The organism is Paracandidimonas soli, from assembly GCF_004342005.1.
GTDB lineage: Bacteria > Pseudomonadota > Gammaproteobacteria > Burkholderiales > Burkholderiaceae_B > Paracandidimonas > Paracandidimonas soli.
This window is the reverse complement of record NZ_SMBX01000001.1, coordinates 107,631-121,532: the sequence shown is the minus strand read 5'-3', so window position 1 is coordinate 121,532 and position 13,902 is coordinate 107,631. Positions and strand designations below refer to the sequence as shown.

At 65.1% G+C, this 13,902-nt stretch carries 12 protein-coding genes; 6 read left to right on the top strand and 6 right to left on the bottom strand.

The genetic code is table 11. The features are described 5' to 3' along the window. Positions 1–47: 47 nt before the first annotated feature. The gene (locus EV686_RS00495) at positions 48–1,550 is read right to left on the bottom strand and encodes an AMP nucleosidase (RefSeq protein ID WP_132472383.1); all 1,503 of its coding nucleotides are present in this window, start codon (positions 1,548–1,550) and stop codon (positions 48–50) included. A gap of 116 nt (positions 1,551–1,666) precedes the next feature. On the opposite strand from EV686_RS00495, the gene EV686_RS00490 reads away from it, so the two are divergent. Together EV686_RS00490 and EV686_RS00485 are read left to right on the top strand one after the other, a co-directional pair. Beyond that, the gene (locus tag EV686_RS00490) at positions 1,667–2,596 is read left to right on the top strand and encodes an AEC family transporter (protein ID WP_132472381.1); all 930 of its coding nucleotides are present in this window, start codon (positions 1,667–1,669) and stop codon (positions 2,594–2,596) included. A gap of 153 nt (positions 2,597–2,749) precedes the next feature. Continuing rightward, entirely contained in the window at positions 2,750–4,915 is a 2,166-nt protein-coding gene (locus tag EV686_RS00485) for a malate synthase G (RefSeq protein ID WP_132472379.1), read from the top strand. Positions 4,916–5,025: 110 nt separating this feature from the next. Here EV686_RS00485 and EV686_RS00480 read toward each other — a convergent pair whose 3' ends face one another. Continuing rightward, positions 5,026–5,436: a DoxX family protein gene (locus tag EV686_RS00480; protein ID WP_132472377.1), complete on the bottom strand. Its 411-nt coding sequence runs from the start codon at positions 5,434–5,436 to the stop codon at positions 5,026–5,028. A 126-nt stretch (positions 5,437–5,562) separates the two neighbouring features. Next, on the bottom strand, positions 5,563–6,363 hold the full coding sequence (locus EV686_RS00475; RefSeq protein WP_132472375.1) for a dioxygenase family protein: 801 nt from the start codon (positions 6,361–6,363) through the stop codon (positions 5,563–5,565). Positions 6,364–6,510: 147 nt separating this feature from the next. Here EV686_RS00475 and EV686_RS00470 point away from each other — a divergent pair, with 147 nt between their 5' ends. Next, positions 6,511–7,401 (top strand): LysR family transcriptional regulator, encoded by an 891-nt coding sequence (locus tag EV686_RS00470; RefSeq protein ID WP_132472373.1) that lies wholly within the window; start codon positions 6,511–6,513, stop codon positions 7,399–7,401. A gap of 39 nt (positions 7,402–7,440) precedes the next feature. Here the strand turns inward: EV686_RS00470 and dinB are convergent, their stop codons facing one another. The 3 genes from dinB to EV686_RS00455 form a co-directional block, all read right to left on the bottom strand. Further along, positions 7,441–8,604 (bottom strand): DNA polymerase IV, encoded by a 1,164-nt coding sequence (gene dinB, locus EV686_RS00465; RefSeq protein WP_132472371.1) that lies wholly within the window; start codon positions 8,602–8,604, stop codon positions 7,441–7,443. 96 nt (positions 8,605–8,700) lie between these two features. Then, positions 8,701–9,582 (bottom strand): RNA polymerase sigma factor SigJ, encoded by an 882-nt coding sequence (gene sigJ / locus EV686_RS00460; protein ID WP_132472369.1) that lies wholly within the window; start codon positions 9,580–9,582, stop codon positions 8,701–8,703. After that, a complete protein-coding gene (locus tag EV686_RS00455; RefSeq protein ID WP_132472367.1) occupies positions 9,579–10,016 on the bottom strand; it encodes a carboxymuconolactone decarboxylase family protein in 438 nt (145 codons plus the stop codon). The genes sigJ and EV686_RS00455 overlap by 4 nt, the downstream gene beginning before the upstream one ends. A gap of 135 nt (positions 10,017–10,151) precedes the next feature. Between EV686_RS00455 and EV686_RS00450 the strand changes: the two genes are divergently transcribed. The 3 genes from EV686_RS00450 to tcuB all read left to right on the top strand — a co-directional run bounded on the left by EV686_RS00450 (position 10,152) and on the right by tcuB (position 13,882). Beyond that, complete coding sequence (locus EV686_RS00450) at positions 10,152–11,084, top strand: LysR family transcriptional regulator (RefSeq protein ID WP_132472365.1); 933 nt, start codon at positions 10,152–10,154, stop codon at positions 11,082–11,084. Positions 11,085–11,269: 185 nt separating this feature from the next. Further along, positions 11,270–12,667, top strand: a complete 1,398-nt coding sequence (tcuA, locus tag EV686_RS00445) for an FAD-dependent tricarballylate dehydrogenase TcuA (protein ID WP_132472363.1) — start codon at positions 11,270–11,272, stop codon at positions 12,665–12,667. A gap of 33 nt (positions 12,668–12,700) precedes the next feature. Continuing rightward, complete coding sequence (gene tcuB, locus EV686_RS00440; RefSeq protein WP_132472361.1) at positions 12,701–13,882, top strand: tricarballylate utilization 4Fe-4S protein TcuB; 1,182 nt, start codon at positions 12,701–12,703, stop codon at positions 13,880–13,882. Positions 13,883–13,902 lie beyond the last annotated feature (20 nt).

Sequence of the window (13,902 nt, the reverse complement as noted above, 5' to 3'; positions counted from 1 at the left end):
GGGCGGCCCGGCTTCATTCCGGGCCGCCCATTTTGCCCTGTGCTCTTCTACTGGAACGCCGTCTCGATAAAGCTGCGCAGCTTGCGCGAATGCAGGCGCTCCCTCGGCATTTCGCGCAGCAGTTCCAGCGCGCGGATGCCAATATGCAGGTGCTGGCCGACCTGGGTGCGGTAGAACTCGCTGGCCATGCCGGGCAACTTCAGTTCGCCGTGCAGCGGCTTGTCCGACACGCACAGCAGCGTGCCGTAGGGCACGCGGAAGCGGAAGCCGTTGGCCGCGATCGTGGCCGACTCCATGTCCAGCGCGATGGCCCGCGACTGAGAGAAGCGGCGCACAGGCTCGTCGTGATCGCGCAGCTCCCAGTTGCGGTTGTCGATGGTGGCCACGGTGCCGGTGCGCATGATGCGCTTGAGCTCCCAGCCCGACAGCCCGGCCACCTCGGCCACGGCCTGCTCCAGGGCCACCTGTACCTCGGCCAGCGGCGGCACCGGCACCCAGGTCGGCAGGTCGTCGTCCAGCACGTGGTCCTGCCTCACGTAGCCGTGCGCCAGCACGTAATCGCCCAGGCGCTGCGTGACGCGTAGCCCGGCGCAATGCCCCAGCATCAGCCATGCCGAGGGCCGCAGCACGGCCACATGATCCGTGATGGTCTTGGCATTCGACGGCCCCACGCCGATATTGATCAGCGTGATGCCCGTATGCCCCTCGCGCAACAGGTGATAGGAAGGCATCTGCGGCAGGCGGGCGGCCTCGCCGCCCTCGGTGACCAGTTCTCCCGTGCCGGCGCGCCTCGTGATCCGGTTGCCCGGCTCGACCAGCGCCGTATAGCCGCCTTCTCCTTTGGCCAGGGTGTCCCTGGCCCAGCGGCAGAACTCGTCCACATAGAACTGGTAGTTCGTGAACAGCACGAAATTCTGGAAATGCCGGGGCGCCGTCGCCGTGTAGTGCTGAAGCCGGTGCAGTGAATAATCCACGCGCGGCGCGGTGAACGGCGCCAGCGGACGGGGCTCGTCCAGCCTGCCCAGCCATGTGCCGTTGACGATGGTGTCATCGGTGACGGCAAGGTCCGGCACATCGAAATGATCGCGCAAGGCGCTGCCGACCGCGTCGGCATACACCCCCTGCACATACTGGCCTTCGGCAAAGGCGAAATGCAGCGGAATGGGCGTATCGGACTCTCCTACCTCCACGCGCACCTTGTGATTGCGGACCAGCAACGCCACCTGTTCGCACAGGTATTCGAAATACAGCTTGGGCTGAGTGACCGAGGTCACATAAACGCCCGGCTCGACGACATACCCGTAGGACAGGCGGCTGTCCACTTCCTGGTAGGTCCCGACCCGGATGCGCAGCGCCGGGTAATAGGCGCGGGCGCGCGTGCCCTCAGGCATGCGCCCCGCCGCATACTCCTCGAACGCCGCCCGTATGAATGCCGTATTGCGGTCGTAAAGCCGCACCAGGCACTCCACCGCCTGCCTGGCATCGTCGAAGCCTGTGAACGGCACCGCCTCGGGCAAGCTGAGGTTTTCCACGATCTCTGCCGGATTCAACGTTCATCACTCCTGCTGTATAGTTTCAGGCATTATACGAATGGACTATGACAGCAGTTCGCGCACCCGCGCCCGGCATGCCCCGGCGCTTCCGGATTGCCAGTGGACGGGACATCTTGGACACGATTCTCAATGCCGTGCTGCCCTTGTTCGGGCTGATTCTTCTGGGTTACGTCAGCGCGAAGCGGCGCATTCTCGGCGGCGAGGCCGTGGACGTGCTCAACCGCTTCGTCGTATGGCTGGCGCTGCCGGCGCTGCTGTTCCAGGCCATGGCCCAGGCCACGATGGAACAGCTCAACCAGCCCGGCTACATAGGCGCTTCGCTCGGCGCCATCTCCATCGTTTTCCTGGCCGCGTGGGCCTGGGGCCGGCGCCGCAAGCGCCGCCTGGCGGACATCAGCATGGAAGGCCTGTGCGCCTCGTACGCCAACACCGGCTACATGGGCATCCCGCTGTGCGTCATGTTGCTGGGCGACGCCAGCCTGCCCATCGTCGTCATCAACATCCTGATGACCGCCTGCGTGCTGTTCGCCTTTTCCATCGTGCTGATCGAAATCGACCGCAACGGCAAGGGAAATCTGCGCCGCACCACGGCCAGCGTCGGCATGTCCCTGCTGAAGAATCCGCTGGTCATGGCGCCCGTCGCAGGCGCCGCAGTGGCGGCCAGTCAGATTCCGCTGCCCCCCTTCGTGTTCCAGTTCACCGGCCTGCTGAGCGCGGCCGCCAGCCCCTGCGCCCTGGTCACCATCGGGCTGTTCCTGGCCCAGGACCAGCCATCGGGCAACACCAGGCTCGTCAACCGCATCGTCCTGATGAAGCTGGTGCTGCACCCCCTGGTCGCCTTCGCCCTGGTGCGCTGGGTGTTCGACATGCCTCCCATGTGGGCCACCGCCGCCGTCCTGCTGGCGGCGCTGCCCATCGGAACGGGGCCGTTCATGCTGGCCAAGCTGTACGACCTGGAACCGGCAATGTCGTCGCGCGCCATCCTGATCTCGACGGTAGTGTCGGTTGTAACGCTGTCGCTGCTGGTTTCGGTACTGGTATGAAATACGAGCGTTCCGCCGTTGATTACATCACTTTTTGTATAAAGTCCTTTAACCATAATTTGTATTGAGCGCACTGGATGCACAAGACATAATGGTAGCCATCCGGCGGCCGGAAGGCCGCCTCATCATGAGACAACAGCAAAAGGAACTCCCATGAGCGACCGCGTTACCCGCCACCGGCTGCAGGTTGCACCGGTACTTGCCGATTTCATCGAACAGGAAGCCCTGCCCGGCACCGGCGTATCGGCCGAAGCCTTCTGGCAGGGATTCGACGCGCTGGTCCACGACCTGGCGCCGGAAAACCGCCTGCTGCTAGCCGAACGCGACCGCATCCAGGCTTCGCTGGACGACTGGCATCGCGCCAATCCAGGCCCGGTCCGTGACATGCAAGCCTACCAGACATTCCTGAAGGCGATCGGCTATCTGGCCGAAGAACCCGGCGCAGTTCAGGTCAACACCAGCAATGTCGACACCGAGATCACGCAGCAGGCCGGCCCGCAGCTGGTCGTGCCCGTCATGAATGCGCGCTACGCCCTGAACGCCGCCAATGCGCGCTGGGGCAGCCTGTACGATGCGCTCTACGGCACCGACGCCATCCCCGAAGACGATGGCGCGGCACGCTCGGGCGGCTACAACCCCAAGCGCGGCGCCAAGGTCATCGCCTTCGCCCGTACCGTGCTGGACGACAGCATAGCGCTGGTAAAGGGCTCGCATGCCGATGCCACGAATTACATCGTTCGCGATGGAAAGCTGCAGGTCACGCTGCAGGACGGACAGGTGACGACACTTGCAGACGCTGGCCAGTTCCTGGGATACCGCGGCGCGCAGGACAAGCCGGAGGCTCTGGTATTCCTGCACAATGGCCTGCACATGGAAGTCCAGATCGATCCGCAGCATCCCATCGGCTCCCAGGATCCCGCCGGCATCAAGGATGTCGTGCTCGAATCCGCGCTGACCACCATCATGGACTGCGAAGACTCCGTGGCCGCCGTGGATGCCGACGACAAGGTACTGGCCTATCGCAACTGGCTGGGCCTGATGAACGGCACCCTGTCTGAAGAGGTGGCCAAGGGCGGCAAGACCTTCACGCGCGTCCTGAACCCGGACCGCACCTACACCGCCCTGAACGGCGAAACCCGCACGCTGCACGGCCGCTCGCTGCTGTTCGTGCGCAACGTCGGCCATCTGATGAGCAATCCCGCCATCCTGTGCGACGGCGGCCGCGAGATTCCCGAAGGCATCCTCGATGCCGTCCTGACATCCCTGATCGCCATCCACGACATCAAGGGCCGCCGCGGCAACTCGCGCACTGGTTCGGTCTACATCGTCAAGCCCAAGATGCACGGCCCCGACGAAGTGGCCTTCGCCAGCAAGCTGTTCGCGCGCACCGAAGCCCTGCTGGGCCTCGCGCCAAACACGCTGAAGATGGGCATCATGGACGAAGAGCGCCGCACCAGCGTCAATCTGAAGGCCTGCATCGCGCAAGCCGCGGAACGCGTCGTCTTCATCAACACCGGCTTCCTGGACCGCACCGGCGACGAAATGCATACGTCCATGCATGCTGGACCCATGGTGCGCAAGGGAGACATGAAGCGCAGCACCTGGATCGACGCCTACGAGCGCAACAACGTCCAGGTCGGCCTGGCCTGCGGCCTGCGCGGCCGCGCGCAGATCGGCAAGGGCATGTGGGCCATGCCCGACCTGATGGCCGACATGCTGGCACAGAAAGGCGCGCAACTGAAGGCCGGCGGCAACACGGCCTGGGTGCCGTCCCCCACGGCGGCCACGCTGCATGCCCTGCACTACCATCAGATCGACGTGCAGGAAGTCCAGCGCAAGCTCGAGGCCGGCAAGGCCGAGCCTCTGCTGGACAAGCTGCTGACCTTCCCCGTGGCCGAGACGCCCGACTGGTCGCCGGAAGACCGCCAGCAGGAGCTGGACAACAATGCGCAGGGCATCCTGGGCTATGTTGTGCGCTGGGTGGACCAGGGCGTGGGCTGCTCCAAGGTGCCGGACATCCACAACGTCGGCCTGATGGAAGACCGGGCGACGCTGCGCATTTCCAGCCAGCACATGGCCAACTGGCTGCTGCACGGCGTGGTCACCAGGGAACAGGTGCAGGAAACGCTGCAGCGCATGGCGGCCGTCGTCGACCAGCAGAACGCCGGCGATCCGCTGTACAAGCCCATGGCGCCGGACTTCGAAAAATCGGTCGCCTTCAAGGCAGCCTGCGACCTGGTGTTCAAGGGCCTGGAACAGCCCAACGGCTATACGGAACCCCTGCTGCACCAGTGGCGACTGGTCGCCAAGGCGCAGTAAGCGCCATGAAGTCCTCTCCCTCAGGGGGAGGACTTCATGCACATGCGGAAGCACCAATTCCGGCTGCGCGCCTCGCCCGCGGCCGGAATGCATTCGAACCAGCGCCGATATTACCGCTGCCCGGCGCCCTTTCCGGGCCTGAGCGCCAGCGCTCCTTCACCCAGCAATGCCAGCGCCAGTGCCGACACCGTCAGGAAGATGGGGTATTCCCAGCCGCCGCCCTGGTTGCCGAAAGCCCAGCCATTGCCGAAGTGCACCGTCGATGCCACGAACAGCTGCACCACGGCCAACGCCGCGATCGGGCGCGTGAACACGCCCAGGACCAGCAGCAGGCCGCCCAGCACCTCGAAGGCGATGACCGGATAGGCCAGGAAGCCGGGGAAGCCGATGGACTGGAAGAAGCCGGCAGTCCCCGCCGGTGTAAAGACGAACACCTTGGTCAGGCCATGCGCCAGAAACATGACTCCGAGCGCAATCCGTAATACCAATGCGGCATACGGCGCAGTGCGGGAATCGATCATTTGTTTTCTCCTGAAAAATAGAAATGCAGCAAGATCCGGGAACCATTCCCGGGATTGAAAAGACAGTGCATCCCGACCCTGTCCACCGGACCAGGATGACGCCGCCGGAACGCGGCAGGGCCGCACTCAGGCCGCCCGCGCCAGCTCGCCGAAGACATAGGTGTCCATGGACAGCACGCCATAGTCCACGCCTCCATCCACCAGCCCGACCGGGTCGCCGTCGCAGGAAGCGCCCATGGCTACCAGCAAGGGCAGGAAATGCTCTTCCGTCGGATGGGCACGCGCGGCAGCCGGAGCCAGCCTGCGGTAATCCTTGAGCGCAGCGTGATCCAGCGCCGCTACATGCGAACGCACCCATCCGGTGAACTCCTGGACGTAAAGCTCCGCATCGCTGCCCGGATGCCGGACTTCATACAGATTGTGCGTCAGGCTGCCGGAACCCACGATCAGCACGCCCTGGTCGCGCAGCGGTGCCAGCGCGCGTCCCAGCTCCCAGGCCCGCTGCGTATCGCAAGGATCAGGCAGCGATACCTGAATGACCGGAATGTCCGCATCCGGCAGCAGATGCATCAAGGGCACCCAGGCGCCGTGATCCAGCCCGCGCACCGGATCTTCATCCGCATCCCAGCCCTGGGCGCGCAATTGCCGCACCAATTGCGCGGCAAGCAGCGGGGCGCCCGGCGCCGGGTAGCGCAAGGCATACAGCGCTGATGGAAAGCCACGGAAATCATGGATGGTTTCCGGATGCTCGGCGGCCGTTACCCTGACGCCTGCGCGGCTGATCCAGTGCGCGGACACGATGAGCACAGCAGCCGGGCGCGCCAGATGGCGTCCGAGGCGAGTCAATTCGGGCCCGGCCACGCCGGGCTCCAGCGCAAACGTAGGCGCGCCGTGCGAAACGAACAGGACAGGCATGCGATGACCCATGATGCACTCCATTGAAAAACCGGGGATATCCGGCCTGCAAAAGCAGGGGCGCGGCTATATCGAACCAATGGGATATAGTTTATTGACTCATAAACCATCAATAAACTACGATTCATAAGAATAAATGTTTCAATAATCGGAACAATCATGAATCGCTCCCTGGAAATGGCGGTATTCGCCGGCATCGTCGATGCCGGCAGTTTCGTCGCCGCAGCCGATGCGCTCGGCATGTCCAAGGCTGCCGTCTCGCGCCACATGAGCGCGCTCGAGTCCCGCCTGGGCGTGCGCCTGCTGCACCGTACGACACGCAAGCTGTCGCTGACGGAAGAAGGGCAGATCTTCCTGCACCGGGCCAGGGAAATCCTGGCAACGATGGAAGAGGCCGAATCCATCGTCTCCGACCGAGCACTGCTGCCAACCGGCAAGCTGCGCATCAACGCGCCCGTTTCGTTCGGCATCAGCCACTTGGCGGGCCTGTGGGCGGAGTTTCTCGAACGCTATCCCGATATCGAGCTGGATATCTCACTGAACGACCGCGTCGTCGACCTGGTGGAAGAAGGCTACGATCTGGCCATCCGCATCAGCACCCTGCCCAGTTCCAGCCTGGTGTGCCGCCGCCTGTCGAGCACACGCATGACGCTGTGCGCTTCTCCGGACTACCTGGCGCGCCACGGCATGCCTTCCGCCCCCCAGGACCTGGCGCGGCATCGCCTGCTGGCCTATGCCCTGTGGCAGGGCCAGGAAGAATGGCCGTTCCACGGCCCCGAAGGCCCCGTGCATGTGCGCGTCAAGGCCCGCGTCCACTCCAACAACGGCAATACCTGCCGCATGATCGCCCTGGATGGCGGCGGCATCGCGCTGGAGCCCAGCTTCATCGTGCGCGACGATATCGCATCGGGCGCGCTGGTGGCGCTGCTACCGGAATACCGCTCGCTGGAGCTGGGCATCTACGCGGTCTATCCGACGCGACGCCAGTTGTCGCCCAAAGTCCGCGCCATGATCGACTACCTGGCCGCATCGCTGCTGCCGGAATACTGAGCGCCAGGAACTGGTCGCGCCCGCGCGGCGCGGCACCGCTCAATACAGGGTCAACTGCCGCGATCCGGCATCCTGCCCGCCCTCAGCTTCCCCATGGCTGATCGAGCCGACACGCACGCCCAGCAGGCGGATGCGCCGCTCCAGCGGCACCCGCTTCAGGCACAGCCCCGCCGCATGGCGTATGCGTCCGGCATCGCAGGTGGGTTCCGGCAAGGTCATGTCGCGCGTGACCGTGCGGAAATCCGCAAACCGCAGCTTGATGCCGATCGTGCGGCCGACGTAAGACCTGCGCTGCAAGTCGTCGGCGACCTGTTCGCACAATGCCGTGAATATCCCGGAAAGCTCCTGGCGGTCCCGCACGGCATGCAGATCGCGATCGAAGGTGGTTTCCCGGCTGAAGGACTTGCGCTCGGACTCGGTCTGCACGACTCTGTCGTCGCGGCCATGCGCAACCGCCAGCAGCCAGCGGGCATAGCTCAGGCTGAAATGCTCTTGCAGCAGATCGGGCGGGGCCTTGGCCAGTTCGCCCACCGTCAGTATCCCCAGGTTTTTCAGGCGCTGCTCCGACTTGGGGCCGATGCCGTTGATCTTGCGCACCGGCAGCGGCCAGATGCGTTCCGGCACGCTGTCGTAGTCCAGCAGGGTGAAGCCGCTCGGCTTGTCCAGATCGGAACCGATCTTCGCCAGCAGTTTGTTGGGCGCAAGCCCGATGGAGCAGGTCAGGCCCGTCGCTTCTTGGACGGCTGCCTTGATCCTGCGCGCCACCTCGGGCGCCTGCGGTCCGAATTCCGACAGATCGATGTAGATCTCGTCGATGCCCCGGTCTTCCATGCGCGGGGCGATCGCCGTCACGGCCTCCTTGAACAGCCGGGAATACTTGCGGTACTGGGTGAAATCGGCGGGCAACAGCAGGGCGTCCGGCGCCAGCTGCGCCGCCTTCATCAGCCCCATGGCGGAAAAAACGCCCAACGCGCGCGCCTCGTAGGTGGATGTGGTTGCCACGCCCCTGCCGGCATAGCCCCGCAGGCGGCGGAACTCGCGCGTGCCGTCGGGCCGGACGATAGGAGCGACCGCGCTGCCGCCCCCGACCACCACCGGCAGGCCGCGCAGTTCGGGATAGCGCAACAGCTCCACGGATGCATAGAAGGCATCCATGTCCAAATGCGCGACCCAGCGCTCCGCCTGCTGCAGTGAAGAATCCATTCCGGTGCCTTTGCGCCTCCCCGGGCATTGTAAGCCTTGGCATCGGCCGGAATCACCCATCAGCCGCCCTTCCCTTTGCCGGCCCTGCGCGCCCCGCTACAGCCGGGCCAGTTTCTCCGGATTGCGCATAATGTAGATATGCGCGAGCATGCCGTTTTCGTCGAAGGCGAATGACACCGACGCAGTGGTGCGGTCGACCTCGCGCAGGATGGCGCCGCTGCCGCCGTTGATCCGCGCGCGGGTCCATTCGCAATCGCGCCAGAACCGGAACAGGCCCTGCTCGATGAAGCGCAGCACTTCCTGCTTGCCGGCCAGCTCGCGGCGCACCGCGGTCGCCCGCCCGCCGCCGTCGGCGGACAGCCTGACATCGTCCGCCAGCAGGGCCGCCAATACCGAGGCATCCGCGTTCTGGATGGCGGACTGGAAAGCGGACAGCAGCATTTCCTGGCGCTCGATGGGCAGGACATGGCGGGATTCGTCCCTGCCGACGGCGCTGCCGGCTCGCGAAACCAGCTTGCGGCAGGCGCTTTCGCTCATGCCCAGCGTCTCCGCAATGTCCGGATAAGGCGTGTCGAAAATCTCGCGCAGAAGGTACGCGGCGCGTTCCCTGGGCGTCAGGCGTTCGAGCAGCAGCAGGAAGGCAGTGCTCAGTGACGAGGCCAGTTCCGCCTCCGTTTCCGGCGTGCCCTCGGCGGGTGTATGGATGGGCTCGGGCAGCCAGGCGCCCACGTAATCGACCCGGCTCCGGTACGCTGCGCGCAGCATGTCGATGCACAGGTTGGTGCAGACGCCGGTCAGCCATGCGGCCGGGGCGGCAATGGCGGAGCGATCGGCGCGCAGCCATTTGACGAAAGTCTCCTGCACCGCGTCCTCGGCGTCGGCATGCGTCCCGAGCATGCGGTATGCCAGCCAGAACAGGGGTCGGCGCCGCGACTCGAAGAGGGCGGCGTCAGCGGCGGAAAGCGTGCTGTCGTTCATTCGTGCTGGGATACCTGCAGTCGGTTCCATACGTTGATCATGGCCACGGTCGCGGTCAAGGCGGCGATTTCCTCCTCAGTGTAGTGCTTCCGCAACCGGGCGCGCAGCGGGCCGTATTCGGTGTCTTCCTTCAGCGTGGTCAGGGCCTCCGTCCAGGCGAACGCAGCTTTTTCCGCATCGCTGAAATCGTCAACGTGCCGCCACACGATCAGCCGGTCCAGCCGCTCGTCGGTTTCGTGATCCTGGCGGGCTTCCTTCGTATGCATTTTGACGCAGAACGCGCAGCCGTTCATCTGCGAGGCGCGCAGGACCACGAGGTGATGCAGGCGGCGGTCCAGTCCGGCCGCCAGGATGGTGTCCTGGGCGTTGCGCAGCGCCTGGTAGATGGCGGGGGTGCGGGTGGCGAAGTTGACGGGGGCGGTATCGTGCGGCATGTCGGTCTCCATGAAAAAACAGGGCATGTTTCCCCTAATGACGATCCAGCCTCCGGGTTTGTGACCACGCGCCAAAGCGCCAGCCGGAATCGTCTATTATCGGTATTCCGATTTCTCTCTTTGCGAACCGCCGTCATGGAGCTCCGCCAGCTGCGTTATTTCCTGCGTGTTGTCGAGCTCGGCAGCATGGGCAAGGCCGCCCAGGAGCTGGGCATCGTCACTTCCGCGCTCAGCCAGCAGATCAGCCGGCTGGAGGGCGAACTGTCCGTGCGGCTGCTGCAGCGCACATCCACGGGCGTCATCCCCACCGCGGCGGGCCAGGCCTTCCGCCAGGAAGCGCAGCTCGCCCTGCGCCATGCCGAGAACGCCACGCTGGCGGCGCAGGCCGCCAGGCTGTCGGGCCACGTCAGCGTCGGCCTGGCCCCCACCACAGGCTCCGTCCTGGCCGTGCCATTCCTGAGCGCCATGCAGGAGCGCTACCCTGATGTCCGCGTACACCTGGTCGAAAGCCTGTCGGGAAACCTGGAGCAGATGCTGAGCCGCCGCCAGATCGACCTGGCGGTGGTGTTCCATACCGGCGGGCAGCAACCCTGGAGCGCACGGCCCATCCTGGACGAACACCTGTTCGTCATCATCCACCCGGATCTCCAGCACCTTCTTCCCCAGCACACGCCCCTGCAGCTGGAAGACATCATCGACCTGCCCCTGGTCATGCCCAGCGCGCCGCACGGTCTGCGCGCGCTGGTCAATGCCGCATTTTTCCGGCAGGGCCGGGAGCCCAGCATCGTTGCGCAAATCGACGGCCTGGCGCTGCTGATGGATGTCGTGCGGGCGGGCCGCGCCGCCACCGTGCAGCCGGGCGCCGCAGCCGTGCGCAGCCATGACCACCAGTTGCTGCGCCTGCCGCTGGCCCACGACACGCTGAAGCGCCGCAACCTCATCGCCAGCCTGCCGGACGACGAATTGGCCCCCGCCGGCCTTGCCGCGCGCATCGTGCTGACGGACGTCATGCGTGAGCTGGTACGGCAGTCGCAATGGCCGGGCGCGGCATTGCTGCAGCCCCAATAATCCAGTAGCCGCCGCGCCGCTCGGCTTTCCGGGAAATGCAAGGCTTTAGATAAAGTCTTCATTTTTTATGAACACCTCTGGCGCATTGCCTGCTGGCGGGCGACGGCGCACTCGCCTAAAGTTGCAGGCTGAACCGCTCGCGGCGCACCCATTGCCCGTGAACCGCACGTAGGGAAACCAAACACATGCACGACGTACTTGTCATCGGAGGCGGCAATGCCGCGCTCTGCGCTGCGCTGACCGCTCGCGAAGGCGGGGCCAGCGTCCTGCTGCTGGAAGCCTCGCCGCGCGAATGGCGCGGCGGCAACTCCCAGCACACCCGCAACCTGCGCTGCATGCATGACGCGCCACAGGATGTGCTCGTCGACGCCTACCCGGAAGAAGAGTTCTGGCAGGACCTGCTGAAAGTCACTGCAGGAAAGACAAACGAACACCTGGCGCGCTTGGTCATACGCACCACATCCACCTGTAGGGGCTGGATGCGCAAGCACGGCGTCAACTTCCAGCCGCCGCTGTCCGGCGCCCTGCACGTGGCCCGGACCAACGCCTTTTTCATGGGCGGCGGCAAGGCGCTGGTCAATGCCTACTACCGCAGCGCGGAAGCGCTGGGCGTGGAGATCCGCTACAACGCCCCCGTCGACCGCCTGGAAATCGAAAACGGCGAATTCGTCGCGGCCTGGATCGGCGACGAGCGCATCACGGCGCGCGCCTGCGTGCTGGCCGCCGGCGGCTTCGAATCGAACCGCGACTGGCTGCGCGAAGCCTGGGGGCAGAACGAACGGGGCGAATGGCCGTCGGACAACTTCCTGATCCGCGGCACCCGCTTCAACCAGGGCGTGCTGCTGCGCCACATGATCGAAGACCACAAGGCCGATCAGATCGGCGACCCGACGCAGGCCCACATGGTAGCCATCGATGCGCGCGCGCCGCTGTACGACGGCGGCATCTGCACGCGCATCGACTGCGTTTCGCTGGGCGTCGTCGTCAACCGCGACGCCGAACGCTTCTACGATGAAGGCGAGGACTTCTGGCCCAAGCGCTACGCCATCTGGGGCCGCCTGGTGGCGAAACAGCCGGGCCAGATTGCATACTCGATCACCGACAGCAAGGCCATTGGTCGCTTCATGCCGCCGGTATTCCCCGGGCAGACGGCCAATACCCTGGAAGAGCTGGCCGGCAAGCTCGGCCTGGACAAAGACACATTCCTGAAAACGCTGAACGACTACAACCAGTCCTGTCGGGTCGGTACCTTCGACCACACGACACTGGACGACTGCCATACAGAAGGCATCGAGCCCGCCAAGACGCACTGGGCGCTGCCCATCGACAAGCCGCCGTTCTATGGCTACGCCCTGAAGCCCGGCATTACGTTCACCTATCTCGGCCTGCACACCGACGATACCGCCGCCGTGCGCTTCAACGGCCAGCCCAGCCGCAACCTGTTCGTCGCCGGCGAAATGATGGCGGGCAACGTGCTCGGCCAGGGCTATACCGCCGGGGTAGGCATGTCGATCGGCACCACATTCGGCCTCATCGCCGGCACCCAGGCTGCCAAGTCCGTCGCCACTGCCGCCGCACACTGAACACGCCATCGCGCCACCGATCCCGAGAAGCCAATGAAATCACTTGAAGCCCTGGTGCAAGACGCCAGCAACCCCGAAGCCTTCCACAGCCCCGCTGTCAGGTATACGCCGCAGGAGCAGGAAGTCGACCGCGTCATGACGATCTGCAACGGCTGCCGCTACTGCGAAGGCTTCTGCGCCGTCTTCCCCGCCATGACACGCCGGCTGATGTTCGAGCCGGCCGACATCCACTACATGGCCAACCTGTGCCACAACTGCGGCGCTTGTCTGCATTCCTGTCAGTACGCGCCCCCGCACGAGTTCGCGGTGAACGTCCCGCAGGCCATGGCGAAGGTCCGCGCGCAAACATACACGCAATATGCCTGGCCCCCCGCGCTCGGCAAGCTGTACTCGCGCAACGGCCTGACATTGTCCATCGCGCTGGCCGCGGCGCTGGCCCTGTTCCTGATCCTGGCCGTCGCCCTGAAGGGCAATCTGTGGCGCACGGACCTGGCCGGGGACTTCTACAACCTGTTTCCGCACAATCTGCTGGTGGGCATGTTCGCTCCCGTGTTCCTGTTCGCCATCCTGGCGCTGGGCCTGGGCGTGCGGAAGTTCTGGCGGGAGATCACTCCCGCCACCAGCGGCGTATCCGTCAACGCGCCGGCGGCGACCGAAGCCACGAGCTCGGTCCTGACGCTGAAATACCTGGATGGCGGCCACGGCAAGGGCTGCAACAACGAAGACGACGCCTATACCCTGTCGCGACGCAGGTTCCACCACCTGACGTTCTATGGTTTCCTGCTGTGCTTCGCCGCCACCAGCCTCGCCACGATCTATCACTACGTATTCGGCTGGGTCGCGCCGTACGACCTCCCCAGCCTGCCCAAGGTGCTGGGCGTGCTCGGCGGCGTCAGCCTGACCATCGGCACGGCGGGCCTGTGGCACCTGAACCGGACCCGCCATCCCGCCCACGGAGACCAAGATCAGAAACCCATGGACCTGGGCTTCATCGCCCTGCTGTTCCTGATCAGCGTCAGCGGGCTGGCGCTCTGGCTGGGTCGCAGCACGCCGGCGCTGGCGCTGCTGCTCTGCCTGCACCTGGGCGCGGTCATGGCGCTGTTCGCCACCTTGCCCTACGGCAAGTTCGCCCACGGCATCTTCCGCACTGCGGCGCTGCTGCGCCATGCCGTCGAAAAACGCCAGCCCAATCCCGTCAGCCCCGCAGCCGATTGAATCGACGAAATCCAGACATC

What these genes read in the sequence shown, in the direction of transcription:
- EV686_RS00470 (WP_132472373.1), top strand. Translation starts at nt 6,511, where the DNA reads ATGAATCGCTCCCTGGAAATGGCGGTATTCGCCGGCATCGTCGATGCC.
- EV686_RS00480 (WP_132472377.1), bottom strand. Translation starts at nt 5,436, where the DNA reads ATGATCGATTCCCGCACTGCGCCGTATGCCGCATTGGTATTACGGATT.
- EV686_RS00475 (WP_132472375.1), bottom strand. Translation starts at nt 6,363, where the DNA reads ATGGGTCATCGCATGCCTGTCCTGTTCGTTTCGCACGGCGCGCCTACG.
- sigJ (WP_132472369.1), bottom strand. Translation starts at nt 9,582, where the DNA reads ATGAACGACAGCACGCTTTCCGCCGCTGACGCCGCCCTCTTCGAGTCG.
- tcuB (WP_132472361.1), top strand. Translation starts at nt 12,701, where the DNA reads ATGAAATCACTTGAAGCCCTGGTGCAAGACGCCAGCAACCCCGAAGCC.
- dinB (WP_132472371.1), bottom strand. Translation starts at nt 8,604, where the DNA reads ATGGATTCTTCACTGCAGCAGGCGGAGCGCTGGGTCGCGCATTTGGAC.
- EV686_RS00450 (WP_132472365.1), top strand. Translation starts at nt 10,152, where the DNA reads ATGGAGCTCCGCCAGCTGCGTTATTTCCTGCGTGTTGTCGAGCTCGGC.
- EV686_RS00455 (WP_132472367.1), bottom strand. Translation starts at nt 10,016, where the DNA reads ATGCCGCACGATACCGCCCCCGTCAACTTCGCCACCCGCACCCCCGCC.
- EV686_RS00485 (WP_132472379.1), top strand. Translation starts at nt 2,750, where the DNA reads ATGAGCGACCGCGTTACCCGCCACCGGCTGCAGGTTGCACCGGTACTT.
- tcuA (WP_132472363.1), top strand. Translation starts at nt 11,270, where the DNA reads ATGCACGACGTACTTGTCATCGGAGGCGGCAATGCCGCGCTCTGCGCT.